Source organism: Mycobacterium sp. GA-1841, from assembly GCF_001954135.1.
GTDB lineage: Bacteria > Actinomycetota > Actinomycetes > Mycobacteriales > Mycobacteriaceae > Mycobacterium.
On the sequence record NZ_MBEQ01000010.1, the window covers coordinates 67598 to 93671 of the forward strand.

21 protein-coding genes are annotated in these 26074 nt (G+C 61.8%); 13 read left to right on the forward strand and 8 right to left on the reverse strand.

The genetic code is table 11. The features are described from left to right. Positions 1-63: 63 nt before the first annotated feature. Positions 64-1071: an oxidoreductase gene (locus A5740_RS02935; protein ID WP_076191360.1), complete on the reverse strand. Its 1008-nt coding sequence runs from the start codon at positions 1069-1071 to the stop codon at positions 64-66. Positions 1072-1467: 396 nt separating this feature from the next. Between A5740_RS02935 and A5740_RS02940 the strand changes: the two genes are divergently transcribed. Next, positions 1468-2184, forward strand: a complete 717-nt coding sequence (locus tag A5740_RS02940) for a TetR/AcrR family transcriptional regulator (RefSeq protein ID WP_139334892.1) — start codon at positions 1468-1470, stop codon at positions 2182-2184. A gap of 30 nt (positions 2185-2214) precedes the next feature. Here A5740_RS02940 and A5740_RS02945 read toward each other — a convergent pair whose 3' ends face one another. Continuing rightward, positions 2215-3858: a class I adenylate-forming enzyme family protein gene (locus A5740_RS02945; RefSeq protein ID WP_254849057.1), complete on the reverse strand. Its 1644-nt coding sequence runs from the start codon at positions 3856-3858 to the stop codon at positions 2215-2217. A gap of 61 nt (positions 3859-3919) precedes the next feature. Further along, positions 3920-5119 (reverse strand): MaoC family dehydratase N-terminal domain-containing protein, encoded by a 1200-nt coding sequence (locus tag A5740_RS02950; protein ID WP_076191364.1) that lies wholly within the window; start codon positions 5117-5119, stop codon positions 3920-3922. Between the two features lie 274 nt (positions 5120-5393). Between A5740_RS02950 and A5740_RS02955 the strand changes: the two genes are divergently transcribed. The 12 genes from A5740_RS02955 to A5740_RS03010 all read left to right on the forward strand — a co-directional run bounded on the left by A5740_RS02955 (position 5394) and on the right by A5740_RS03010 (position 19808). Continuing rightward, positions 5394-6392, forward strand: a complete 999-nt coding sequence (locus tag A5740_RS02955; RefSeq protein ID WP_076191427.1) for an acyl-CoA dehydrogenase family protein — start codon at positions 5394-5396, stop codon at positions 6390-6392. Then, positions 6376-7548, forward strand: a complete 1173-nt coding sequence (locus A5740_RS02960; protein ID WP_076191365.1) for an acyl-CoA dehydrogenase family protein — start codon at positions 6376-6378, stop codon at positions 7546-7548. The genes A5740_RS02955 and A5740_RS02960 overlap by 17 nt, the downstream gene beginning before the upstream one ends. Positions 7549-7592: 44 nt before the next feature. Continuing rightward, on the forward strand, positions 7593-8447 hold the full coding sequence (locus A5740_RS02965; protein WP_175616142.1) for an enoyl-CoA hydratase/isomerase family protein: 855 nt from the start codon (positions 7593-7595) through the stop codon (positions 8445-8447). A gap of 43 nt (positions 8448-8490) precedes the next feature. Then, positions 8491-8859, forward strand: coding sequence for a nuclear transport factor 2 family protein (locus tag A5740_RS02970; RefSeq protein WP_076191369.1), 369 nt, complete (start codon positions 8491-8493; stop codon positions 8857-8859). A 41-nt stretch (positions 8860-8900) separates the two neighbouring features. Next, positions 8901-10481, forward strand: a complete 1581-nt coding sequence (locus A5740_RS02975) for an AMP-binding protein (protein WP_175616143.1) — start codon at positions 8901-8903, stop codon at positions 10479-10481. Positions 10482-10497: 16 nt separating this feature from the next. Continuing rightward, entirely contained in the window at positions 10498-11823 is a 1326-nt protein-coding gene (locus tag A5740_RS02980; protein ID WP_175616144.1) for a cytochrome P450, read from the forward strand. Beyond that, a complete protein-coding gene (locus A5740_RS02985) occupies positions 11813-13666 on the forward strand; it encodes an NAD(P)/FAD-dependent oxidoreductase (RefSeq protein ID WP_076191373.1) in 1854 nt (617 codons plus the stop codon). Before A5740_RS02980 ends, A5740_RS02985 begins: the two co-directional genes overlap by 11 nt. Before the next feature lie 214 nt (positions 13667-13880). After that, positions 13881-14990: an ABC transporter substrate-binding protein gene (locus A5740_RS02990; protein WP_076191375.1), complete on the forward strand. Its 1110-nt coding sequence runs from the start codon at positions 13881-13883 to the stop codon at positions 14988-14990. Between the two features lie 4 nt (positions 14991-14994). After that, positions 14995-16128, forward strand: a complete 1134-nt coding sequence (locus tag A5740_RS02995; protein ID WP_076191377.1) for a spirocyclase AveC family protein — start codon at positions 14995-14997, stop codon at positions 16126-16128. Further along, positions 16128-17138 (forward strand): SDR family oxidoreductase, encoded by a 1011-nt coding sequence (locus A5740_RS03000; RefSeq protein WP_076191378.1) that lies wholly within the window; start codon positions 16128-16130, stop codon positions 17136-17138. Before A5740_RS02995 ends, A5740_RS03000 begins: the two co-directional genes overlap by 1 nt. Before the next feature lie 110 nt (positions 17139-17248). Then, positions 17249-18466, forward strand: coding sequence for a cytochrome P450 (locus A5740_RS03005; RefSeq protein ID WP_076191380.1), 1218 nt, complete (start codon positions 17249-17251; stop codon positions 18464-18466). 76 nt (positions 18467-18542) lie between these two features. Next, the gene (locus tag A5740_RS03010; protein WP_076191381.1) at positions 18543-19808 is read left to right on the forward strand and encodes a cytochrome P450; all 1266 of its coding nucleotides are present in this window, start codon (positions 18543-18545) and stop codon (positions 19806-19808) included. Here A5740_RS03010 and A5740_RS03015 read toward each other — a convergent pair. The 5 genes from A5740_RS03015 to A5740_RS03035 are packed head-to-tail and all read right to left on the reverse strand — an operon-like array spanning position 19792 to position 25967. Further along, on the reverse strand, positions 19792-21291 hold the full coding sequence (locus A5740_RS03015; RefSeq protein WP_076191383.1) for an AMP-binding protein: 1500 nt from the start codon (positions 21289-21291) through the stop codon (positions 19792-19794). The two genes, A5740_RS03010 and A5740_RS03015, sit on opposite strands and share 17 nt — an antisense overlap. Then, positions 21288-22061 (reverse strand): SDR family NAD(P)-dependent oxidoreductase, encoded by a 774-nt coding sequence (locus A5740_RS03020; protein ID WP_076191384.1) that lies wholly within the window; start codon positions 22059-22061, stop codon positions 21288-21290. Before A5740_RS03020 ends, A5740_RS03015 begins: the two co-directional genes overlap by 4 nt. Positions 22062-22067: 6 nt before the next feature. After that, complete coding sequence (locus tag A5740_RS03025) at positions 22068-23618, reverse strand: AMP-binding protein (RefSeq protein ID WP_076191386.1); 1551 nt, start codon at positions 23616-23618, stop codon at positions 22068-22070. Next, on the reverse strand, positions 23618-24355 hold the full coding sequence (locus A5740_RS03030) for a GntR family transcriptional regulator (RefSeq protein WP_076191428.1): 738 nt from the start codon (positions 24353-24355) through the stop codon (positions 23618-23620). The genes A5740_RS03025 and A5740_RS03030 overlap by 1 nt, the downstream gene beginning before the upstream one ends. A gap of 4 nt (positions 24356-24359) precedes the next feature. After that, positions 24360-25967, reverse strand: coding sequence for an SMP-30/gluconolactonase/LRE family protein (locus A5740_RS03035; RefSeq protein ID WP_076191387.1), 1608 nt, complete (start codon positions 25965-25967; stop codon positions 24360-24362). Positions 25968-26074 lie beyond the last annotated feature (107 nt).

Consider the following 26074-nt stretch of genomic DNA (forward strand, 5'->3'; position numbering starts at 1 on the left):
CTGCTGGTGTCTTCGGTCGTGTGCTGCCTGCTTACTGGAGTATTCGACTCTGCTGCAGGATTCTCAGAAGCCGCCTGCGACTCGTACCACCGCGCGCCCGGCATACTTTCCAGCTCGAAGCTCGTCGAGTACGTCGCTGATGTCTTTGACGTCGACGTCAGTTGTGATGTGCGAAAGATGCTGCGGTTTAAGTGAACTGGACAGCTTCCGCCATAGTTCGCGGCGAGAGTCAATCGGCATGAGCACCGAGTCGATGCCGAGAAGCGCCACACCGCGCAGGATGAACGGCATAACGGTGGTTTGTAGTGCGGCACCGCCGGTCAGCCCGCTGGCCGCCACGGCGCCGCCGTAGTTCATGGAGCTCAGCACATGGGCCAGGGTTGCCCCGCCGACGCAGTCGACGGCGCCGGCCCAGCGGCTCTTACCGAGCGGTCGTGGCTTCGCGTCGGGATCCTCGGGGAGGCGGCCGATAACTTCGGCTGCGCCAAGGGCGTGCAATCGATCTGTCGCGTCACCCTTGCCCGTGGACGCCACCACCTGGTATCCCGCTGCTGCCAACAGATCGATGCTGACCGATCCGACCCCGCCCGTTGCGCCGGTGACCACGATCGGCCCGTCCTCTGGCTTGATGCCATGCCGCTGTAGCGCTTCCACACTCATCGCTGCGGTGAATCCCGCCGTGCCGATCGCCGCACCTTCGCGCGGGCTCAACTCGCCGAGCTTGACCACCCAGTTCGCAGGCAGGCGCGCATATTCGGCGTAGCCGCCATGCCTGCCGGTCCCGATTTCATAGCCGTGGGCCAAAACCAGCTCTCCGACACTGAATTCGTCGGAATCGGAGGACACTACTTCACCTGTGAGGTCGATGCCGGGCACGATCGGATATGCACGCACGACACCGCCTTTCGGTGTCAGCGCCAATGCATCTTTGTAGTTCGCGCTGGAGTAGTGCACCCGGACGGTGACCTCACCTGGCGGCAACTCCGAGCTGTCCAGTGCATCGACTGTCGCCCGGATTCCGTCGTCATCTTGCCGCGCGACCAGGGCCTGAAACGTCGGGACAGTACTCATCGACAATCAATCTCCTTGGCGCGATGTGAGGCGGGATGCGGAAAGGGGCGCACGCCGGGGATCTCGACAACAGTCGCTGCACCGCGAGGTGGCTCCCGCTCACGTAGCTTAGCAGATTATCAACAGTTAGGATGAGCAGATATTGTTAATGGTGATTGACGCAAATCGAGAATGCTAGAGTTCTCTACTAGAGAGTGACGTTCTCACAGACGGTCGACAGAAGGCGGTACCGGACGTGCTTGCGAGTCGAATTGAGGTCCGCACTTCGAGCCAGAATCCACCAGGCCGATATTGTGGACGCATGCCCGTTCTTCGCCCACGCCTCGTCGACGGCCGTGCCGATCGTGCCGAGTCGAATCGGATTTGCGGGGCAAGGCGCTGCGCGGGCGGGTTGTCATGAAGACGGGTGACGCGTCGAAAGACGCCCCGGGCGCAACCAGCGAAGTCACTCGCACATGGCAGGAGCGCGCCGTCGAGCGTCGACTCGGCGAAGCGCGGGCACTCGCCGTTGCGCGGAGCACGCAATTCATGGCAACGGCCCTTGAACTTGTCCAAGAATCCGGCCAGGCGAACTTCACATTGCAAACCCTGGCCGAGCGCGCAAATATGAGCGTACGGACGTTCTACCAGCATTTCTCCAGCAAGGACGAGCTTCTGCTAGCGCTTTATGAAGACGTGACCGCGCGATACACCGAGGCGATCAGGGAACAGGTTGAGGCCGCAGACGGACCGGTGGGGCGGCTAGAGGCGTGGTGTCGGGGGGTGCTTTCAAGGCCGGGCTCATCGCAGGAAGTGGGTGGCCGGCTCGTTCTGATGTACAACCTGAGCCTCGAGGTCGAACGTCCGGAAGCGTTTGCCAAAGTGTGGGCGCCGCATCGCAAACTGTTGACGGAGATATTGACCGCATGTTCCGACGCGGGCCTGATTCGAAACGATCTCTCGCTGCCGCAGCTGATCTCATTACTGGGTTACACGATGACGTCCTTCGGCCAGTTCAACGCACTGCACGAAGGGATGGACGGCACGAACCTGACCGAAGACGTTGTGTGGTCCTGGTGCTGGCAGGCGATCGCGGCTCCCGCCACTGTGAAAAACTCGACCACATCTAACTGACTACGGGTGCACACACGGCGGCGGGGCCACCTACTCGGAATGCAGTCGCTTTGCGGCCAATTCGCGAAGTTCGCCGGATTTGATTTTGTCGCTGCCGGTCAACGTGAGGTCATTGTCACAAAGGAAAAGCACATGACGCGGCACTTTGTAACTCGCCAAGCGTTCCCGCAGGTAGCCGCGAATCTCTTCGGCTTGAACGTGAGCGCCCTCGTGCGGGACGACGCAGGCGACCACGACCTCGCCGAGCGTCGTATGCGGCAGGCCGACGGTCTTGGTCACCTTCACAGCGGGATGCTTGGCAAGGGCTTCGTCGACTTCAAGCGGTGAGACATTGGCACCACCTGTTTTGATGATTTCGGAAAGTCTTCCGTCCCAGAACAGTCGGCCGGCGTCGTCGAGGTATCCGCCATCGCCTGTGGGGAAGAACCCTTCAGCGTCGAGTGTCTTATCCGACGGTATGCCGAGGTAGCCCAGCATGAGGGTGGGACCTTTAACGCAGATTTCTCCACGTTCGCCTCGCGGAACCACGCTGCCGGTAGCTGGGTCGGTGATCTTGAGCGTCACGCCGGGCAGCGCCCAACCCCAACTGTCAGCATGCACCTCGCGAGGCGTGTCGGCTTCGACCATGGTTGAAAAGGTGAACGTTTCAGTGTTTCCGTAAGCGTGATCAGGCACGAATCGTTCGACCGATGCCGTCGGATGACTCACGATCGGTGTCGTGACATCGGCGAACCGCATGCTGCTCAGGTCGACGGTAAGCCAGTTCGGTGCGGCTTCGATCTGCGCCCACTGATGCGGCCAGGCGAACGGGTAGTTCACTCGCTCCGCGGCCATCAATTCGAGCGCCTCAGACGCGGCGAACGTCGGCTGTAGGACGAGGCAACCGCCGGCTGCGAGTGTGGCGCCCAGCGACATCACGAAGTTGCCGGACCAGAAGAAGCCGTTGGCCGACCAACAACGGATGTTGTCCTCCGGCCCAAATTCACACACCCGGCGAAAGCGCCACATTTGAATGGCGATGCCGCGGTGCGCGCTCAATATGCCTTTGGGTTTACTCGTCGAGCCCGAAGAGAAGAACAAGGCTCCGGTATCGCTGGGAAGCACCGCCGCAGCGGTCGCGAATATCACTTCGCGTGGTTCGCAACGACCGCGGGCGAGAAAGCCGTCCCACGTGTCGACGCCTGGCGACGCGTCGCCCACCGCTGCGAGATAGCGCAGAAATGGGAATCTCTCGGATTGCAGCGCGCCCGGTGGCGTCGATCCGATCTCCGGCGCCAGTTCGCACAGGACGGAGTGGAAGTCCGTCTTGAGCACCCGCCTTTCGAACAGCAGCACTGCAACGCTCGACGCTTGCAGCAGATGCGCGAGCTCCGCAGGGGTCGAGAACGTGCTCAGCGGGACAGCTACACCTCCGGCGAGTGAGATGCCAAAGAACGCCGAGACCCACTCGGGGCGGTTGGTCATCAACACGCCGACCCGGGTGTCCTTACCGACGCCGCTCGCACGCAACGCGCATGCCACATCAATTGCCCGAGCCCACAGCTGGGCGTACGTCCAGCGGATGTCTCCACCGGTGGTGTGAAACACAAGCGCTTCCCGGTCGCCATACATCGATGTCACATCGTCTAGAAACCCGGGCAACGTGAGCGCGCCGAGGCCCGGTTCGTCGCTCAACGGGGGGCCGGATACCAGCGATAGCTCTGGTGGCACAACTGAATTCATGCGCATAGCCTCGTCACAAAGGAATCTCGACCTCGGCGGTGCAGCTGACGAGCTCGTCGCCGTTCTGGTTCGTCAGCTGCAGCCTCACCTGAACCAGCGGAACTCCCCATGCTGAATCGGCGTCCTTGTCGATGATTTCGGCGTCGAAGTACGTCACGTCACCTTCGAAAGCCGGTCCGCGGAAATCTGCCTTGCTGTGACGCACCATCCCGTCCTGACCGGCCCAGTACGCGAGGTAGTCGGTGCACCAAGCGCCCATCGTTGCGCCGTACCCATACGCGCGTGCCATGCCGACTTCGCTGGCGCGATCGGCGTCAATGTGGCCCCGAGACGGCCCTAGATAGAGTCCGTCGCGCTTACGCGGATCGATGAACGCATCTTCTTCGTCGAATGCGAAATCCTTGCCGAAACCAGGATCCTGATAGATCCACGGATCTTCGACACCGGGCGGTGCCACCCATTCGAATCCGCCCCAGATATTGAAGACAAAGGCACGATACTCCGTAGTAAATGTGGCGATGGTGTGCGGACCGATGACTCGGCGCGGAAGCGTATCGCCGACCTTCACCTCGTCGAAGTGGGGTGACACACCAAACCGATTCGACTCAAGCCACTCGCGGCGCAACCTGTCTACTTCTTCCAGCTCCAGTTGCGTCCATCGTTTGATCTCACCGAGCTGGCTCTCGAACATACCCCGCTTCTTGGCTTCTTCATACAGATAGCGGATCGCGGTCGACCGTTCACGCGCCACCAGGGCGCCGTTCTGGTTGGTATGTGTGGTGTCGCCCCGCGAAAACATGGTAGGGCCGGCGAATTTGGTTTCAACGACCTTGTAGTCGTGGAACCGTCGAGTCTGGTAGAGCTTGTCTCCCGGCCGGACCGGGCAGCCATAGAACCACCACTCCTCTCCACCGAAAATGAGGTGGCTGTTGGGAATGTGGCCTACGCAGGCGGGCGCTGCCCCGTGGCCGTAATCGAGGCCGACGGCGATGGACTGTGGCGCGATCAGTCCTCCGAACTTCGACTCGCGCGCGAACTTCTCGTCCCAGTGGAGGGGGTTGGGATAGTCCATCGCCATCACCCAGCGGCGAATGTCGGAGGAACTGCATGGATCCCACAGTTGGCCGCCGCCGATCGGTTTGCCGACCCGGTGGTCGACATCGGACAGGTCGAGTTCGACTTGCGAGGGCTTGCCGTCTGATTTCCTGGCCACCTTGATCTCCTGAGTCAGCGATTGACGTTGATGCCGACGATGCTGTCGGGGTTCTGGCAGAGGTGACGCCGGCGCACTCTCCGTCGGCGTCCCAGCAGCTTCGGAGAACGCTCAAAATGCGGGTTACCGCCTCTGCGATCCTGCGATACTCCACAACCGTCAAGCAGGAATATTGCTTTGCGATCATCATGCTTGTCAAGCAATGACAACGTTGACTTACGCGATATGAGAACGTTATTCTCGCAGCACACCTTCGATGAAGATGGGGATCCGAGTGCTTCTAGAACTCGACGATGACCAGCGTCTCTGGCGCGAGACGGTTCAGCAGGCGGTGGCGAAACAGTGCCCCGCGTCTCTTGTTCGTTCGATCGCGGAGGGGGCTGCGGACGCTGACGGACTATGGCGGTGGTACTGCGGGGAGGGCTGGACGGAACTCGCCACCACAGAATGCTTTGTCGAGCTGTCCCTTGTGCTCGAGGAACTCGGGCGGGCGAGCGATCCGACTCCATTCCTCGCCACCACCACTCAATTCGCGCCTCTGGTTGACCATCACTTCGACGCATCCCAGTCAGGTGCCGCGGTCTACATGGGTGTGACTGCGCGCCGGAACGGCATGGGATGGCTTCTCAGCGGTGTTGCCCGGTTTGTCCTCGACGGGGATCGTGCACACCGTCTTGCTGTTCTCACCGAAGCCGGCGTCTTCATCGTCGACGCGGGCCGAGTGACTGCCCGTCGGGCCGCCGCGTTCGATCCTGTGCTGCACGTGGGCGACCTACTGTTCGACGACGTACGGGTATCCGACGACGATCGAATCGTCACCGATACCGAACGCGCCAAGCAAGTCGCGCTAACCGGCATGGCGACACATACGGTCGGTGCTTGCCAGCGGATTCTTGAGATGGTCATTGAGCACGTCAAGGAACGTCATCAATTTGGGGTCGCTATTGGGTCTTTCCAGGCAATCCAGCACAAGGTCGCCGATATGCATGTGTTCGTCGAACGTGCCCGCGCCTTGTCCTACTTCGCTGCGCTGACCATCGCCTCTGCTGACAAACGAAGTCGACTAGCGCCGTTCATGGCGAAAGCCGCTGCAGGAGAGGCTCAGTCGCATGTCGTTCGGCACGGCATGCAGTGCTTCGGCGCCATGGGTCTGACTTGGGAGAACGACCTGCAGTTCGCCGTCAAACGTGCGAGGGCGGGGGAAGTACTACTCGGTGGTGCGGCAGAACACCGCGCGATCATCGCGAAGGAGTACCGTGCAGCTGACTTTTGATGACGACGTCGAGCGTTTTCGAGCAGAGTTCTCCGCGTTCCTCGACGACAACCTGCCGACTGAGTCGGAGACGCTCGAGCGCCCACAGTCAGTCTCCCATATGCCGCAGTGGGCGAGGGATTGGCAACGCCTGTTGTTCGACCATGGCTGGTTGCTGCCCGCGCAGCCGCCCGAATTCGGGGGCCGCAATGCGACTGTGCTTCAACAGTTCGTACATCTCGACGAACTATGCAGGCGACGAATTTTTCACAGCTTTAACCCCCAAGGTGTGAATATCGTTGCCGCATCGCTCATTACGTTTGGCACCGCAGAGCAGAAACGCCGGTGGGCGGTACCGGTACTGCGTGGTGAGATGACGGCATCCTTGGGAATGAGCGAACCGAACGCTGGTTCGGATCTTGCCTCGCTCAGCACCAGGGCTGTACGCGAGGGTGACAGCTTCATCGTCAACGGCCAGAAGGTATGGACCTCAGGCGCGCATCACGCGGACTTCCTACTCGCATTCGTGCGCACGGATCCGGACCTGCCAAAACACAAAGGTATCTCTGCGCTCATCATCCCGACGAACACCGAAGGCCTGGTGTGTCGGCCATTCGCCGATGTCGCCAGTCAGGACAATCTGGACTTCAACGAGGTGTTCTTCGCCGATGTTCGTGTTCCAGCCGAGAATCTCGTCGGTGAACTCAACAAGGGCTGGCAGGTGGCCAATGGGTCGTTAGGGCACGAGCGAACCATGATGTGGTTGTTGTTCGCCGATCGGCTCGACAACCTCATCGCCGACTGCCGGCCGCGGACTCCGGTTGAGCGAGACCAGTACGCGTCGATGATCATGGACTATCACGCTTTACGGGCGATGGGATCGGCTGCCTTGGCCCGTGCTGCGCGCGGCGAGGCGGACACGTCGTCGGTGTCGGTGCTGAAACTGCTCGGCTCTGAAGCCGAAAGGCGCGCAGCCGACGTTGTGCTGGACACGGCCGGGATCGAAGGGCTGTTGCATCCAGTGACCGGCCGTTATCAACACATGAACAACGACGAGTACTTCGCGAGCAGTTTCGAGCGCTATACCCGCGGCATCGCGGCCACCATAGCCGGAGGCACCTCAGAGATCCACCGGAACATCATCGCTCAACAAGTTCTCGGTCTTCCGCGCGGCTAATGACGGCTGTCATCTGTTCGGCAGCAACTGACAGGAGGCACACTGTGGCTGAAACCCATTGGACTGCACTGACATGCCTCAAGGTGCAACGGTTGCCGAACATCGTGACAGTTCGGCTGAACCGGCCCGAGAAGATGAATGCCATCAACAGCACGATGGAGAAGGAGTTCTACTCGGTCCTGGCAGATTGCGACCGGATGGACGACATCAAGTGCGTGGTTTTGACGGCCGAAGGTCCGAACTTCTCTTCCGGCCACGACATTCAACAGGTGGCGGCGGAAACGATTGGCGGCCAGGAGCCCGCCACCATCGAGGACAAGTACTGGGTACATACCGGCGATCTACTACCACCATGGCGGTTCACCAAAGGTCTTGTAGTAGCTGCCAAAGGCTTCGTGGGACCTCATGCGAATACCTTTCTCCTGGCCGCCGACGTAGTCGTCGCTGCTGAGAACTCACGTTTCAGCTGGGAGGAATCCCGGGTCGGTGTCGGTACACCGTACGGGCCATACGCGCTCATGCCTTTTCACTTTCCCATTCGCGTGATGAAGCACTTGTGGATGACCGGTGGATGGCTGGATGCGGAGACCGCGCATCGACTGTTCTACGTGAACCGGGTCGTGACACTCGGTGAGGAAGAGGCCACGGCGATGCGCTTTGCCGAACAGTTGGCACACATGGAGACCGGCGATCTCGTCGCCAACAAGCGCGGAACCCATCGCCTCTACGAGGCCGCCGGGTTGTCCGCAATGGTCGATGTGGGTCGTGACCCCTACGTCCCGAGTGCGGAGGCCGCAATCGCCAAAGAACTGCACCTACGCCTGATTCACGAGAAGGGTGTGAGAGCCGCTGTACGCGAGCGTGATACAGGCTGGAGTGACGAAATCAGCAAGGTGTGAATGCGTATTGAGAATCACCTGATTTTCTGCAGAAGGGAACCAAATGCCAGACGCCGATGCAATCATCGCGGCAATCAACGCGCACTGCTCGACCCTGAGCAATCAGGACAAGGAAGGTTGGTTGGCGCTTTGGGCCGACGACACCGTTCTGGAGGACCCCGTAGGGGTCGACACGTACAACGGTATCGAGAGTCTGCGTACAGAGTTCTGGGCTTTGGTCAGCGACCTCTCTCCGATGAAGCTTTGGCTCGAACGCGATGTCATCGTGTGCGGCAATGAGGCAATTGCCATTCTGCAAGGAGTGGTGACACGGGAGGGTGCGCTGCAGCACGTCGGTCCACTTGTCGACCATTTCACGTTTGACGACGCGGGCAGGATATCGATGATGCGCGCCTTCTGGAAGTATGCGTGACATCGATGTCACCGGAGACGTTGCCGGCGATCGTGAATCGCATGGCAGAAGCGGATCCACACCGGGTTTTCGTACGGAGCGTCAACGGGCCGTCGGCGACCTGGAGCCAGCTGCGGACGTCGAAAGACATATGGGCAGCGCGCTTTTTGGCCCTTGGCGTGGAGCAAGGTGACGTAGTCGTCACCGTGCTCGACGCCGGTGTGGACGCGCTGTCCGCGTGGCTCGGTCTCGCCAGCATCGGCGCGATCGATGCGGCAACCAACCCAGAGTTTCGAGGACGCATGCTCGCGTACGCGATCAACAACTGCGCACCCGAATTACTCGTCGTGGCCCCACAGTACGTCGACCTGGTCGCGGCGGTCGCCTCGGACTTGCAGACGGTTGAGCGAGTACTTGTACTCGACGCGGACTACTGTTCGGAGCAGAGTTCTTCTCTCCCTGACATCACGCCGCTCGACGCTCTCACGCTGGACATGGCGGCCACGCGTGATCGGATCAGAGTGCCAGAGCTTCACGATATCGCCTGTATCACCTACACATCCGGAACCACGGGACCGTCCAAGGCAGTGAAGTTGCCGTGGGGGCAACTGCATGCGATCAATTCCGGGACGTTTCCGATCGAGGACCTCGATCGCGCAGACATCTTCTACTGCACAACGTCGCATGCCCACTTCGGATCCAAATCAATTCCCTACAACGCGGCAATGGTCGGTGGACAAGTGGTCATGCGGCCCCGGTTCGCGCTCACCAGCTTCTGGGACGATGTGGCCAACTACGAGATAACGACCGGCATGCTAGTCGGATCGATGGCCGACCTGCTCTTGCGGGATCCGAAACGACCCACCGGTGCAACAACTCTCAAGAATTTGTTCATGGCCCCACTCGGGGGCAGCTACCGGAAGTTCAGCGAGGAATTCGGGGTGCGCATCTGCACCGTCTACAACAGCACTGAAGGAGGCGTGGCGATTCGCTCTGGTTGGAACCCCGCGAATGACCGCACGCTGGGCCGGCTCCGAGAAGGTTATCCGAATTTCGAGGTCCGGCTGGTGGATGCCAACGACTACGAAGTCGTAGACGGCACCATGGGGGAGTGCGTAGTGCGCTCCGGTATCCCGTGGGTGATGAACGCAGGCTATTGGAATAACGATCGTGCGACGGCACTTGCTTGGCGAAACGGTTGGTTCCATACGGGTGACGCACTTATCCGCACGCCGGAAGGCGAGTACATCTTCGTCGACCGCCTTAACGATGCCATCCGGCGTCGCGGGGAGAACATTTCGTCGTTCGAGGTCGAAGCCGACGTGTTGCTCAATCCCGATGTCGATGAATGCGCGGCGGTAGCGGTGGCCGCTGACAACGGCGAAGACGAGGTGCTGCTGTTTGCAGTCAGGCGCCCTGGATCGACGATGAGTCCGCAAGATCTGCATGAGGATCTTGAGAGCCGGATGGCTCGGTTCATGGTCCCGCGCTACATCGAATTCGTGGACGAACTGCCGAAAACCCAAGCAACGCTTCGGGTTATCAAATCTGATCTACGCATGCGGGGGATCAGTCCTGATACGTGGGACGCGAAATGCACATCGCTTCGCGCAACGGCGAACACGACGGCCAAACAGCGATAGGCGGAGGTGCGATCTAGTGACGACAGAAGGAACGACCCCGAATACGCGTTGCCCGGTCGATGTCGAGCGCTTGAGTTCTCTCGACGAAGTATCGTTCATAGACCCGGCAGTCCAAGAGAAGCCGTTCGCCTATTATCGCGCCCTCCGGTACGACGCCCCGGTCTACTTCGAAAAAAATCTGGGTATGTACCTGGTATCACGACACGAAGATCTCGAGGCGGTACTGCGAGACCCCGTCGTGTTCTCCCAAGAACTCGGCTACTACAAACAAATGGCGCATGGCCACCTCGATGAGATGAAAGAAGTCCTCGAGCGTCAGGGCGGTGGCTTCTTTCCAGACGTCGCCAACATCGACCCACCGCGCCACAACCGGGTACGCCGTCTGCTGTCTCAGGCCTTCAGCAGGAAGCGAATGAAGTCCCTTGAGCCACAATTTGAAGAGCTCGTGGATGGGCTGTTAGGGAACCTCGTCGAGCGCGGCGAGTTGGATGGGTTGCACGAACTGGCGTTGCCTATGGCGATCGCATTCAGCATGCAACAGCTGCAAGTCGACGATTTGGACATGAGCACGATCAAGCGCTGGGGCAGCGCGTATCTGTCGCAGTTCAGCCTCACAAACACTCGCGAAGACATGATTCGGGCGGCTCATGACCTAGCAGAAATGCAGAACTACCTGATCGCGCTCGTCCGGAGACGAATGGCTGAACCCGAGGACGACATGCTCTCCGACATCATCACCGCCCGCACGCCCGACGAGGAGCCTCTGAGTTTCGAGGAGCTGGTCGCCACCGCGCGTGCGCTCCTCATAAACACCCACGACTCGATGTCTACCGCATTCACCAATATCCTTTTCCAGGTCGCGACGGACGCGGACATCGCCCGCCAGTTCTACGAAGCTGCCGAAGATGATTCGTCGATGGGACGTTTCATCGAGGAACTCCTACGCCTTGAGCCACCGGTGCGAGCACTGTCACGAGTCACCACCGAGCCGGTGATGTTGGGTAAGAAGGCGCTGCCAAAGGGGGCGCACCTATTGGTTCTGTTCGCGTCCGCCAACGACGACGAGTCAGTGTTCGAATGCCCGCGCCAGTTCGATACCAACCGAACCAACATCCGGAAGAGCATGACGTTCGGGGCCGGCGTCCATCTGTGTTTGGGCGTCTCGCTGGCACGAATGCAACTGCTTGTGGCCGCCAGACAGACAGCGAAGCGGCTCAAAGATCTCAAACTCGCGATACCAGTTGACGAGATCCGTTACATACCCAACGCCGCCTTACTGGCGATGGAGCGGCTTCCGCTGACATTTGCTCCGAAAACCGAAGGCCACACCTATGACCTGTGAACCGACGCAACTGCCAGATCCGGAGCGTGTCGACGTTGCGGCGCTTCGCGAGAAGTATCGCGAAGAGCGGAGTCGCCGTCTGCGTCCGGAAGGCCAGGAGCAGTACACGTCTGCGGCCGAGGACGAAACGCAAGCAGTCGATTTCAGCGACCCACACATGCCCCGCGCATTACGGAAGGCGCTGAGCGAGGATGTAGAGGTCGCCATCCTCGGCGGTGGATGGGCCGGCCTACTAGCCGGCTATCACATGCGTCAGGCAGGTATAGAGGATCTCCGAATCATCGAACAGGCCGGGGACTTCGGTGGGGTCTGGTACTGGAATCGATACCCTGGCCTGTCCTGTGACAACGATTCCTACTGCTATCTACCCCTTTTGGAGGAAATGGGGTTCTGCCCATCGAAGAAGTTCGCGGACGGACTCGAAATTCGGCAGTACTGTCAAGATGTCGCTAGGAGATTCAACCTTTATCGTGGGGCGCTTTTTCACACCTGTGTCAACGCGTTGAGCTGGGATGAATCAGTCAAGAGGTGGCGCATTGCGACCGACCGTGACGATGATATCCGAGCACGCTTTGTAGTGATGGCGATGGGGCCGATCAACACACCGAAGGTGCCACGTGTCGCAGGCCTCGATGAATTCGAAGGCAGGATGTTTCACACGGCCCGCTGGGATTACGAATACACCGGCGGAAGCCAAGAGCAGCCGGTTCTTGACAAACTAAGCGAAAAACGTGTGGCCATCGTCGGCACAGGTGCTTCCGCAATTCAAGCTGTTCCCTACCTCGGTAGGTTTGCCAAGGAACTATACGTCCTGCAACGCACCGCCTCCACGGTCGATGAGCGTCACAACACGCCTACAGATCCCGCCTGGCTGGCCGCGTTGCAACCTGGTTGGCAGCGCGAACGCCAGATGAACTTTCATCGCGCAGCGATCGACGGTTTGTTGCCGGGCGAACCAGACCGCATCTGCGACATCTGGACAGAGATAAACCGCAATCTCGCAGCCGAATTCGACGAGGTGGGCTGGCCGCAGACGCCGGAGGAGTTCCTCGCGGTGCGCGAGGTGATGGACTATCGCGTCATGGAGCGGCTACGGCAACGGGTCGAAGCGGTGGTGAAAGATGAAGCCACAGCTGCGATTCTGAAACCGTGGTATCGGCACATGTGCAAGCGGCCAGCTTCCAGTGACGACTTCTACCCGACCTTCAACAAAGCGAACGTCAAACTTCTCGACGTGTCACCGACGCGAGGACTCGAGCGCGTCACGCGCCGGGGCTTCATCCACGAGTCGATGGAGTACGAGATCGACTGCTTGATCTTCGCGAGCGGATTCGAGGTGACGAGCGACCTTCAGCGGAGGTGGGGGATCAACAAGGTGTCTGGCCGTGGTGGCCGATCTCTCTACGACCATTGGTCCCACGAGTTTCGGACTTTGCATGGCGTGATGACGCACGGGTTCCCAAATCAGTTCTACGTCGGGTTCTTTCAAGGTGGCTTCAATGCCTCGACGACCGAGACATTCAACAATCAGGGCAGACATATCGCCTGGATCGTCAGCCAGGCACTCCAGCGCGGCGCGACGACTGTCGAGCCCAGCTTGGAGGCCCAGGATGCATATGTGGACCACGTTCGTGAGGTGGCGGTCGATACCTCGGCGTTCATCCGAGAATGCACACCCGGATACTTCAACAACGACGGACAGGAGATCGCCGACGACGAGGGGGTACTCCGGCCGAGATCCTATACCGGTGAGTTGTACGGCCTTGGGTACTACGCCTTTGAGAAGTTGTTGGAAGATTGGCGATCGAACGAGGATCTCGCCGGGCTGGTGATCGAACCATGAGCCTCCAAAAGATGGCTACCGGCAACTGCGCCGTCGCAGCACATTGTCCCATCACGATGTGCGTCGGCGCCCGCGAGCAATCATCCGGCCGGAGCCAACGTGTTCGGCGGGAACGGTTGCGGCGCAGAGTTAACAAGTGTTTTTCCTTGAACGGTTTGGTCTGTCAGAAGTCGGAACAGGTAGTCACCAAGAATTCAGCACCAATGGAGGTCGCATGAGTTACGAAAGCAGCGCAGAGCCGATCAAGATCGGCTATCTGATGGATTTCAAGCTGCCCGACGACTACCCGCAAGACATGCACGATGACCTAAGGCTGCCCTTCGAGATGATTTTCGAAGAAGCGGCTGCGCAGGGAATCATCGACCGACCGATCGAGATCGTGTATCGCGAAGTCGAAGGGATGCCGAAGGGAACAGTCAAGGCGGTGATCGATGCCTTCGGTGAACTCGTGGATGAAGGATGCCTTGTCGTTTTCGGGCCGCACATTACCGACAACTGCGTCGCCACCAAGGAGGCGATCGAGGAACGTTTCAAGGTGCCGGCCATTGCCGTCACCGGCACCGACGACTGGTTGGGCGAGTGGACCTTCTCGTTCCCGCAGGGATCAATGACCGACGAACCGATTTTCTGGACAGATCTGCTGACAAAGGGTGGGCATACCGAAGTCGGAGTGTTGATGGAACAGTCGCTGGTGGGTCAAAGCTATTTGAAGAATTTTCGGAGGGCCTGCCGGAGGAAGGGAATCCGCATCGTCGCCGAAGCTGAGATCGCGTCGACCGCTCAGGATGTCCGCGAAGCGATCTACAAGTTGCGAGAAGCCAATTCGCAAGCCATCGTGCACATGGGCTTCGGATTCGGCATCGTCTTCGTCCAACCGATTCTCGATGAACTGGAATGGGACCCACCGCGCTTATCCAGCACTGCATTTCAGAACGCATGGATGAACCCCGTCATGTGGAACGCGTTCATGGGGTGGACGGGCATCGACCAATACGACGAGGCAAACGAGGTTGGCCAACGATTCCTTGATCGCTTCGAGGCGGCGCACGGCCGACGTCCCCAGTACTGCGTGCCGGTCGTGAACTGTGATGTGGCCACCACTCTATTGGAGGCCTTCACCGACGCTCATCCCTTGAGCCCGCGTGGTGTGAAGGAGGCGCTCGAACGGGTGAAGATGCTGCCCGCCGCGTCGGGAGCACCGGGAACGAGGGTCTCGTTCGGTAAATGGACGCGCCGTGCATGGATGGGTGCCGGCTACCTGGTAGCTCGCCAGCTTGACGCTGACGGCGTCAACTCTCGTCTCGTTGACCGCTTCGGAGAGTAATCACATGACTACTCAGAAGTCCAACACTGTTGAACAACAACGCAAACCAGTCAGGTCCCTCGACCTGAAATTCAACGTTGGGCGCGTTGTATCCCTACTGGCGCTCCTCGCCTTCGTTGGACTCTTCGTCGCCGTGATGCGGATCGATCTTCACCCCCGCGTCGCTAATCCCAACGTGGAGGGTCGGCCCCGTCCTGTTGAATTCCTCTTCGGAATCGATTGGATCACAGCGATACAGATCGGTACGGCCGTAGGGTTGATCGCGCTGGTGGTCGTCTTTGTGCGTGGTTGGCGACGCGCCCCGGGCAGCCCCGTCATGCTGATGTTCCTCTGTACCACGCTGATCGTGTGGCAGGACCCGATCATGAACTGGTCGCCGTATGCGGTGTACAACCCGGATCTGTTGCACTGGCCGGAAAATTGGTACCTGGTCATGATGTCGCCGACGGTCGAGCCCTTCATCGTGTTGGCCTATGTCGTGTTCTATTTCGGCCCGTATTTTCCGGCGGTCTGGGTGCTGCGCAAGCTGCAGGCCGAGCGCGGTCCGGAGTCGTTCTTCAGCCGGCATCCACTGATCAGCTTGGGTGCCCTGGTGCTGGTGATCGGCTTTATCTTCGACGCCATACTCGAGATTTTCGCGGTACGCACCGGCCTGTACATCTACGCCCAGGTGATCCCCTGGGGCTCGGTGTTCACCGGGACCACTTTTCAGTTCCCGCTGATCTGGGAGTCGTTGTCTGTGACGTTCGTGATGATTCCGGCGGCGATTCTGGTCTATCGCGATGACACCGGAAAGTCGGTGGCCGAGAAGCTGGCCGCCAAGGCCAAGCTGTTCCCGACGAAGCCGGTGCTCGGCACGTTCTTGGTCATGTTCGCGATCATCAACGTGTCGTACTTCGTTTACGGCGGCTGGTTCTGGGCGATCAAGGCGAGCGGGCTGGCTACGTCAGTCGCGTGCCCGTGGCCCTATCCAGAAGCCAAAGTGTATGACCCGCAGGGGTATTACCGGGCCAACGGTGCCGAGGGGCCGTACTCGGTCGGCAAGTGGGCCACGTGGCAGCAGGGACCGTTCTCAAACACCGATGTCGAGTTGGGGTCGAAGGGTGATCGCTGTGCGTCCGAGAATGCGAATGGCTGATGACTGAGACGCGCACGGCCGTCATCACCGGGGCCTCTCGCGGGTTGGGGTTCGCCTCGGCGGTGCGCCTGTATCGCGAAGGGTGGCGCGTGATCGCAGCTATGCGCACGCCCGACCGCGGGATGCCGCTGTTACGCGAAGCGACCGGGGCGCCGGTAGATGACGATCGGCTGATCGGGGTTCCGCTGGACCTGTTGGAGGCTGAGTCGATCGCGGCGGCTGCCAAGGTGATCGAGGAATCTGTCGGCGCTCCGTACGCCCTCGTGCACAACGCGGGCATTTCCTCTGCGGGCATGGTCGAAGAGACCGAGATGGCGGTATGGCAGAACATGTTCGCTACCACCGTCATGGGTCCCGTCGCGTTGACGAAGGCGTTGTTGCCGTCGATGCGAGCGGCGGGGCGGGGCCGCATCGTGTTGATTTCCAGTGCCGGTGGTGTGCGCGGTCAACCAGGTATCGCCGCGTATTCGGCGGGCAAGGGCGCACTGGAGCGCTGGGGTGAATCGATGGCCGGCGAGATCGCGCCCTACGGTTTGGGCGTCACCATCCTGGTGACAGGAGTCTACGACACCGAGATCATCACCGACGCCGGCGCGATCGATCAGCGGGATCTCAATGGTCCGTATGCCCGCATTCACAAGACCATGGACGTGCGCGGTCGCTTCGCGGTCAGTCTGGCCCGACCACCGGAACGTTTCACCGAGGGGTTGGTCAAGGCGCTGAACGACCGCGCTTCGTTCAGGCGCCGCGGTGTGGGCCCCGATGCGTCGATGTTGTTGGTGTCGAACAGGATTCTGCCATCGGCGGGGATGCATCACGTTTCCCGGCTGGTGTTGGGAATTCCGCGGCAGGGCCAGCTGCGAAGCGGGACCCCGACCGCCTCCCAGCGGGCGATGGTCTTGGCAGCACGCATTTTTCCTGCGCCGGTGCTGCAGCGCGTCGCGTCGGTAGCGATGCGGTTTTGGTCCGTGCGCCAAGCACCCGAACAACAAAGCGGTGGTCATGGCTGACATGCCGAAGGCAGCTTTCGCCTCCGGAATGTTGATCGACGGAAAGCTCGTCGATGAAGCCGCTGTTCCTTTAATCGGTCGCCTACCCAGCTCAGTAGAGGAGTCAAGTCATGTCAGATATGTTCGTCGAGCTCGAGGAATTCGCGGCGTTCGACGATGTCGTCTCTGGCGACGTTCGCGACCCATATCCCGAACTGGCCAAACAGCGCCGCGAGACGCCGATCCAGCGCATCGATGTGTCAACGATGCCGGGGGAGGAAGGTAAGCCGGTATTCATGGTCTACCGCCACGAGGACATCCAGACGATGCTTCGCGACAACGAGACCTTTTCGTCGAATGCGGTGATTCAAATCTTCGGCGACGTCCTGGGACACCGGGTGATGCTGGGTATGGACGAGCCCATCCACGGTCAACTGCGGTCGCTGGTGACCAGGGCGTTTACCCAGAAGGCGCTTTCGCGCTGGGAAGATCAGATCGTCGGACGTATCGGCAACGAACTGATCGACGGATTCGCCGCCATCGGCAAGGCAGACTTGGTCAAGGCATTCACCTTCCCCTACCCCAGCCGCATCATCGCCGCGTTGCTAGGCCTGCCAGAGGAGGACTTCCCGCAGTTTCAGCGGTGGTCGATCTCGATGTTGAGCTTCACCATCAACCCAGAGCGTGCTCTGGCGGCGTCGAAGTCGCTCGTCGAGTACTTCACCCCGATCTTGGAGGCCCGCAGGGCAGAGCCTCGCGAGGATCTGATCAGTAGCCTTGCAGCAGCAGAGATCGACGGGCAGAAGCTAGACGACGAGGATATCTACTCGTTCATTCGGCTTCTGCTTCCGGCCGGCGTGGAGACGACTTACCGGTCGCTGGGAAGCCTGCTGTTCGCGCTGTTGACAAACCCTGATCAACTCGACGCGATCAAGGCGGACCGTTCTCTGATCCCGCAGGCCATCGAGGAGGGCGTGCGATGGGACGCGCCGCTGTTGAACATCACCCGAGTCGCAACGCGTGACACCGAGCTTGCGGGAGTGCCGATCCCGCAGGGGTCCTCGGTGATGCCGATGCTCGGCGCGGCCAACCGGCAGGACGACCGGTATCCCGAGCCGGACCGGTTCGACATCTTCCGGCAAGCGAAGGTGCCCATCAGCTGGGGCCACGGCGTACACGTCTGCCTCGGCATGCATCTCGCGCGTCTCGAAATGCGTACAGCCATCAACCTTTTGCTCGATCGACTGCCCAACTTGCGGCTGGACCCCGAGGGCGACGATCCACACATCCGAGGCATGGTGTTCCGCTCACCGACGAGTCTGCCCGTGCTCTACGACAGGTATACGTGAACGCTTCGGCCCGCACGGAGTGGATCGCCCGCCTGGTTGACAACGATGTCTTTACTGAAGGGACAAGAACGAACTCATGACCGACTACGACACAGTTGATTTTTTCACCGATGAGTCTCTGGTGGCTGATCCGTATTCGTACTTCGACCACTTACGGGCGCAATGCCCTGTTGCTGCGTCGACTCCGTTCGGTGTGTTGGCGGTGACGGGATATGACGAAGCTTTGGCGGTATATAAGGATCCGTCCTTCTCTTCGTGCAACTCCTTGGCCGGCCCGTTTTCGGGCTTGCCGTTCGGTCCCGACGGTGCGGATGACGTCACAGATTTGATAGCCGAGCACCGGCATGTTGCCCCTATGGCAGAGCACATTTCGAATCAGGATCCGCCGATACACACGCGGACGAGAAGCCTGCTGAACAAGTTGATCACTCCCAAGCGCCTCAAAGAGAACGAAGAGTTCATGTGGCGACTGGCGGATGAACAGCTCGACACGTTTATCGAGCGAGGCAGTTGCGAGTTCTTGTCGGAGTTCGCAAAGCCATTCTCACTTCTCGTGATCGCCGATTTGATGGGTGTACCCCGAGAGGATCACGAGGAATTCAAGGCGGTCTTCGAGGTGCAGATCGCGGGAGAGCTCGGGGAGGGTACGACGGCGCACAACCCGTTGCAGTGGCTCAACGAGAAGTTCTACGGCTATATCGAAGACCGCAGACGATCACCGCGAGCTGACGTACTGACTGAGTTGGCGCAGGCACTGCACGAAGACGGCTCGATGCCCGATATCGAGGATGTCATGAACCTGTCTACTTTCGTGTTCGCGGCGGGTACGGAGACGACAACGAAACTCGTCAGCGCTGCGGTCCGTGTCCTGGGCGAAAACTCGGCATTGCAAGCTTCTCTCCGCGAGGATCGGAGCAAGATTCCGGCCTTCCTGGAGGAAACCCTGCGCATGGAGAGCCCGGTAAAGGCTCACTTCAGGATGGCGCGCAAGACAACCACGGTTGGGGGGGTGAAAGTTCCCGCGGGTACGACAGTCATGTTGCTACCCGGGGCGTGTAACCGCGACGCGCGAAAGTTTGATGATCCGAACAGCTTTGACCCCGACCGGCCGAACGTTCGAGAGCAAATCGCTTTCATCCGGGGCGTCCACTCGTGTCCGGGCGCACCCTTGGCCAGAGCGGAGGGGCGAATCTCCATGAACCGTATCTTGGATCGGATGGGCGATATCGCCATCGCGGAGATGCATCATGGTCCGGCGAATCAGCGCCGATACGAGTACGAACCGACCTTCGTCCTGCGAGGGCTTCGTGAACTGCACGTGACTTTCACTTCGCTCGACTGACCGAAGAGCCAGATTCAGGTCTGACCAGCCGCTCCCGCAGCTCGCGCTTGAGCACCTTGCCGTAGCTGTTCTTCGGCAGCGCGTCGATGAATTCGTAGCGCTTGGGCCGTTTGAACCGCGCGATGCGTTCCAGCAGATGTGCATCGAGGGCAGCGGCGTCGACCTCACCCACCACAAACGCGACGACGACTTCGCCCCAGTCCGCATCGGGGGCTCCCACGACGCCGGCCTCGATCACCCCGGGATGCTCCAGCAGCGCTTCCTCCACCTCGCGGGGATAGATGTTGCTGCCGCCGCTGATCACCACGTCCTTGGACCGGTCGCGCAGGGTGAGGTAGCCGCGGGAGTCGAACGAGCCCATGTCCCCGGTGTGTAGCCAGCCGTCTTCGAGGGTGGCGGCGGTGGCGGTGGGGTTGTTCCAGTAGCCGGACATGACGACGTCACCGCGGCAGACGATCTCACCGATCTCATCGACGGCGGCCGAGGTGCCGTCGGCGGTGTGGACTGCGACCTCCACCCCGGAGCGCGGATAGCCTACCGAACCTAAAGTGGCATCGGTTGCCTCGATGTGGTCACGACGGCGCAAGCCGGTGATGGTCATCGGCGCCTCACCTTGGCCATACAGTTGCACGAAGATCGGGCCGTAGGCGGCCAGTGCCCTCTTGAGGCTGTCGACGTACATCGGACCACCGCCGTAGACAATGGTTTTCAGATTCTGCGGTCGGGGCCGGCCGGTCTGGATGAGGCGTTGCACCATGGTGGGAGCCAGGAAGGCGCTGCTGCCGGGATGGTGATCGCACAGGTCGAGGAACTCGTCGGGCTCGAACGCGGCGGATTCGGGAACCACCTGGCGGGCACCACGCAGCACGTACGGTGGGATGTACAGGCCCGAGCCGTGCGACATCGGGGCGCCGTGGATCAGGCTGCAATTTTCGTCGGGATCGTCGAAATCGGCCAGGTGCGCCAGCGTCATCGCCATCAGGTTGCGATGGGACAGCATGGCGCCCTTGGACTTTCCGGTGGTGCCGCTGGTGTAGAACAGCCAGGCCAGCACACTCGGGTCGGTGACCGGAGGGGCAGCGGGGCCGGCGTCGAACCGTGCTTCGTAGGAGTCGGTGCCGATTGTCTCGACCGGCACATCGAGGTCGAGGCCTGCCGCGATCTTGGCGGATGCGAACACCAGGCTGGCACCGGAATCTGCGACGATGTCGGCCATCTCGCGGGGGTGCAGCTTGTAGTTGATGGGCACGTACACGCACTCGGCCGCCCAGATCGCGAACATCAGCTCGACGATCTCGGGCCGGTTCTCGCTGGCGACGGCGATGCGGGTGCCGCGATCACCGAGAGACTTCAATGAGGTGGCCAGCCGCAGTGTCCGCTCGCGCAACTGAGCCCAGGTATGCACCTGGTGCTCACCGAGAAACACCGCCCCGCGGTCGCCGAATCGAGCGGCTGCTTGATCGAGGACGGCGAAAACGTTCATCGGGCAACCCATTCGGAGCTGAGCGCGAAGTCGGACAGATACTTCGTCGAGCTCCAGCCGCCGTCGACGACGATGGTCTGGCCGTTGATGAAACTCCCACCCTCGGAGCACAGGAACGCCACGGTGGAGGCGATGTCGTCGACCCGGCCCAACCGGGTGTGCGGTGTCATCTCGGTCTGCATCTTGCGGAACCCTTCGTTTTCCAACCGGTGCTCGACCATCGGGGTGACGGTCACGCCTGGGGCCACCGCATTGCAGCGGATACCCTGGGCACCGTACTGGCAGGCGATGTGCGTGGTCAGCGCCGTCAAACCACCCTTGGCCGCCGAGTATGCCCCGCCGCGCAATCCGCCGACCACGGCGAACGTGGAGGTCACGTTGATGATCGCCGAGCCAGGGCCCATGTGCGGCAGTACATCTCGGGCCAGTCGGAACGGCGCCCGCAACATGACGCCCAGGAAGTAGTCCAGGGTCTCGTCGTCGGTCTCGTGCAGCGGCTTGGGACTGCCGATACCGGCATTGTTGACCAGGAAGTCGATGTGCCCCCAGCGCTGCACAGCCGCCTCGACCACGCGGCTCGGGCCGTCGTCGGCGGTCAGGTCGGCCGCGATGGTCTGCACGCGCTCGGGGTCACCGATCGCGCGCTCGAGTTCGGCCAGTCGCTCTTCATCCCGGCCGGCGCCGAGCACGGCCATGCCCGCCTCGGCCAGCTTGGTGGCACAGCCGAACCCGATGCCGCTGCTGGCCCCGGTGACGATCGCAACCTGCATGACTGGTCAACCCTCCAGCGTCGCTCGGATGTGGTGCTTCAAGACTTTGCCCGCGTCGTTCTTCGGCAGCGCATCCCAGATCTCCACCCGCTCCGGGGTTTTGAACCGGGCCAGGCCATGCTCAGCCAGCACCCGGCCCAGGTCGGCCACATCGGGCCGGTGGCCGTCGGCCGTCACCAGCACCGCGCAAGCCCGCTCGCCGGTGCGGTCGTCGGGCAGGCCGACCACGGCCACCTCGATGATGCCGAGCTCGCCGACCAGCAGGTCTTCGACTTCCTTCGGGGAGATGTTCTCCCCGTTGCGGATGATGAGGTCTTTGGCCCGGCCGGTCACCTGCAGATAGTCGCCATCGATCCAGCGGCCGAGGTCGCCCGTGCGGAAAAAGCCGTTCTCGTCGAAAGATTCGGTGTCGTCTTCGGAGTGCAGATAACCCAACAGCATCTGTGGACCGCGAGCCCGGACCTCTCCGCACACCAGCCGGACCTCGGCGATGCCGGGTCGGCCATCGGTCTCTGCGGCGTGCTCGACATCACCGGGAGCCAGTGAGCCGACGGTGGTCACCGGGACCTCGGTGGAGCCGTACACCCGGCTGACCACGGCCCGGTCGAAATACGACGACGCGCGCCGGATCAGCGACGGCGGCACGGAGGCCCCACCGCAAATGAAAACCTTGAGGTCGGGCAGCCGGGTGCCGGCCCGTTCGGCGGCGCCGAGGAGCTGCTCCAGAAACGGCGTGGCACCGGCCATGTGGGTGCACCCGTGTGCAGTCATCAACGCCACGCCGTCCTCGGCGTTCCAGCGCTGCATCAGCACCGCGGTGCTGCCCAACAACAGTGGGCATTCGAACGCGTAGATGGAGCCGCCGATGTGCGCGATGGGCGAGGGCACCAGGAAGGTGTCGCCAGGGTCGACTATCCAGTGCTCACGTAGCTGGCGGATCAACGCGTGGATCGAGTTGTGGCTGTGCAGTACCCCTTTGGGGCGGCCAGTGGTGCCCGAGGTGTACATGATCATCCGGACCGCGTCCGGGTCGAGGGCCGGCAACTCACCCTCGGCGGTATCGCTCAGTGTCTCGAACGGCCGGTGCGGGCCGGGATCTCCGCGCAACACCACGACTTCCGGTGGGCTCTCCAACTGTGCGCAGATCCGAGTGAGCATGGCTGCGTAGTCGTGGGAGCCGAATTCGGCGGGGATGAAGATCGCTCGGCTCTGCGCATCGGCGAGGATGAAGCTCAGCTCACGGTCCCGCAGGGAGGGCAGGATCGGGTTGACCACCATGCCGGCCAGCGTGGCGCCCAGGTAGATGACCGCGGCCTCGTGCCAGTTGGGCAGCATGAACGACACCACGCTGCCCGGCGGCATCCACTCGGCCAACTGCAGCGCGAGAGCCCGGGCCCGGGTGTGCAATTCGCCGGCGGTCAGGGTGGTTTCGCCGTCGATCACCAGCGCCCGGTCCGGGGTAGCACGTGCTGCGTCGGCCAGGGCCTCGGCCAGGGTGGTGGAGACCCACAGCCCGCGTGCGTAGGCATCAGCTGCGCGGGCGTGATCGTGTCGCATCAGCCTTTGACCCGGCGCATCGTCATGGCATGCCGGAATCGGTCCGACGGGTGCGTGTTGACGGTCACCTGCGCGATCTCCCCGTCGGAAGTGGTGTAGGTCCGCTGCATCTGCAGGGCCGCGCTACCCGGCGGGACTTTGAGCGTGGCAGCCAGTTCGCCGGTCGCCGAGATCGCGGAAATCACCTGGTGCACTTCGACGATGCTGACCCCGAACAGGTCTTCGATCAGAGGAAAGATCGGGCCGGAGTGTCGCTGCAGGAGCCGGCCGACGGCGGCGAAGCTTCGGTTGATGTAGTACTCGGTGCGGCACACCGGTGCCGCACCGTCGTCGGCCTGCCTGTAGCCGCGCACCGCCAGCCACTGTTCGCCGAGCGGAAGCCCCGTGCGGTCGGTTAATTCGGCGTCGATCGTCACCATGGCATTGGACTCGATGGTGAACTGCGCCCCGGTGGCGAACGCCAACAGGTCGTTGATCGAAACCACGTCCTGGGCATAGGTGTTGGTGGCCGCTCGCGGGGCGACCAGGGTCCCGGCGCGTGGCCGTGAGGTGACCAGGTTGTCGTCGCGCAACCGGCGCAGCGCTTCGCGCACGGTGTAGCGGCTGACCTCGAAGCGCTCGCACAGTTCGTGTTCGGTGGGTAGCTGCGAGCCCACCGGATACACCCCGTCGACGATCTCCTTGCGCAGGGTGCGCGCCACCTGGAGGTAGCGGTGTTCGGCGTGTGTGACCGTCATGGTGTCAGCCTCGGCGCAGCGCCAACACGCTGCCGTCACCATCGCCCGAGATGTAAAGGGTTCCATCGGCTCCCGCGGTGATCCCGGCGAACGGCCCCTGCGGGCCGGAGAACGGCGGCATGCCTTTGAGTGGTTTGGGTGTCACCCCGGGCGGCGGGCCCACCGGCAGGCCGGCGGCGATGACCGTGCGGGCGGCGGTGTCCAAGTCGTACTCGATGACCTCTTTACTGCCGGAGTCGACGATGTAGAGCGCGCCGTCGCGCACCAGAATGCCGTGCGGCGTATGTAATCCGTCCACCAACGGGGCGGCACCACCGTCGCTGACGCGCAGGACACCGCCGGCCACCGAGACCAGCGGGGCGCCGTCCGGTCCGAGTGTCACACCGACCGGGGTGTCCAGGCCCGACGCCAGCACATTCACCGCACCGTCACGCACCGAGAGCAGCCGTCCCGCACCTTGTTCGACCACCAGCACGGACCCGTCGGGGGCCAATGCCACACCGTAGGGCTGGTCGATACCACTGGCCAATACCTGGCTCACCTCGTCGTCGTCACCGCCCGGGCGGAAACGCGCCACCGTGTCGGCGGCGGTGCTGACGATGAATTCCCCTGGGCCCGAGTCGATCACCCCGCGCAGGAAACCCGGGTAGCCGGGGGAGAACAGCATCGCGACGGTCTGCAGGCCCCCGTCGGGCCCGACCCGGTAGAAATAGGTGCCGTCGGCAACATACAGATTGCCGTCGGCTCCGACGGCCAGATCCAGCGGCCAGTTCAGCCCGCCGGGGAGCAGGGCCCGCGTGTCGCCCGAAAGGATCTCGGTGATCTCGCCGGTGAAGTTCGAGACGAACAGGCGACCGTCGACGAAGGTGCAGTTGTCCAGGCCCGGGGTCAGCTGGGCCAGCAGCCTCTGGTCACCGGTGCGGGGGTCGATGCGCAACACCTGGCCGCTGGCCACCTGGGTAGAGACGATGTATCCGTCGGTGTCGAACTTGACCGAGTCCGGGACGCCCAGGCCGGAGCCCACCACCTGGGGCTCGACAGGGCCTTTTTGGTCAGGGTCTAGTTTCCAGATCTCGTTGGCCCCCATCACCGGGAAGTAGAGCAGCCCGTCGGGGCCCACCTCCATCGCATTGGGGGAGGGCACGTCCTCCAGCAGGATCCGCGGCGCGCCGCCGGCGAGGTCGAACTCCATGAGTCGGCCACCCTCGCGGCATTCCCCGACGAACAACCGGCCCTGATGAAACGTGATGCCGTTGGCCGAGGGGATGTCGTCGCGCAGCACCCGGGTGGTGCCGTCGGCGGCACGGACACTGACCCGGCCGTCCATCACCTCGGTGGCATAGAGGTTGCCGTCGGCGTCGAACGCGACGTCGTCGGGGGCGATGATGTCGCCGCCTTTTGCGCTGACGGTCTCGAGCCGTCCGGTGGCCGGGTCGAGGGCGCTGATCTGGCTGCCGGTCACCTGCGCGACGTAGATGCGGCCGTCGGGGCCGGTGCGCAGGCCGTTCGCGCCGAACAGTCGGCTCGCGGCGGTGACCTGCTCCAACGTCCAGTGCCCGGCTGCCGTCGGGTTTGCGGTGTACCTGGCCTCAGATACCGAAGCGGCGCTCATGACCTCGGACGTTAGCAAGTCCCCGTAGTCCAGACAATAGCTGTCACCGGGTGTAGATCCGCCCTTGACGGTTGAATAACCCCTGGGGAATAGTGTTCTCCAATATG

Coding starts and splice junctions, on each gene's coding strand:
- A5740_RS02995 (WP_076191377.1), top strand. CDS start 14,995: ATGACTACTCAGAAGTCCAACACTGTTGAACAACAACGCAAACCAGTC.
- A5740_RS02975 (WP_175616143.1), top strand. CDS start 8,901: ATGGCAGAAGCGGATCCACACCGGGTTTTCGTACGGAGCGTCAACGGG.
- A5740_RS03035 (WP_076191387.1), bottom strand. CDS start 25,967: ATGAGCGCCGCTTCGGTATCTGAGGCCAGGTACACCGCAAACCCGACG.
- A5740_RS03030 (WP_076191428.1), bottom strand. CDS start 24,355: ATGACGGTCACACACGCCGAACACCGCTACCTCCAGGTGGCGCGCACC.
- A5740_RS02985 (WP_076191373.1), top strand. CDS start 11,813: ATGACCTGTGAACCGACGCAACTGCCAGATCCGGAGCGTGTCGACGTT.
- A5740_RS02935 (WP_076191360.1), bottom strand. CDS start 1,071: ATGAGTACTGTCCCGACGTTTCAGGCCCTGGTCGCGCGGCAAGATGAC.
- A5740_RS03010 (WP_076191381.1), top strand. CDS start 18,543: ATGACCGACTACGACACAGTTGATTTTTTCACCGATGAGTCTCTGGTG.
- A5740_RS03000 (WP_076191378.1), top strand. CDS start 16,128: ATGACTGAGACGCGCACGGCCGTCATCACCGGGGCCTCTCGCGGGTTG.
- A5740_RS02940 (WP_139334892.1), top strand. CDS start 1,468: ATGAAGACGGGTGACGCGTCGAAAGACGCCCCGGGCGCAACCAGCGAA.
- A5740_RS02970 (WP_076191369.1), top strand. CDS start 8,491: ATGCCAGACGCCGATGCAATCATCGCGGCAATCAACGCGCACTGCTCG.
- A5740_RS03015 (WP_076191383.1), bottom strand. CDS start 21,291: ATGAACGTTTTCGCCGTCCTCGATCAAGCAGCCGCTCGATTCGGCGAC.
- A5740_RS03025 (WP_076191386.1), bottom strand. CDS start 23,618: ATGCGACACGATCACGCCCGCGCAGCTGATGCCTACGCACGCGGGCTG.
- A5740_RS03020 (WP_076191384.1), bottom strand. CDS start 22,061: ATGCAGGTTGCGATCGTCACCGGGGCCAGCAGCGGCATCGGGTTCGGC.
- A5740_RS03005 (WP_076191380.1), top strand. CDS start 17,249: ATGTCAGATATGTTCGTCGAGCTCGAGGAATTCGCGGCGTTCGACGAT.
- A5740_RS02990 (WP_076191375.1), top strand. CDS start 13,881: ATGAGTTACGAAAGCAGCGCAGAGCCGATCAAGATCGGCTATCTGATG.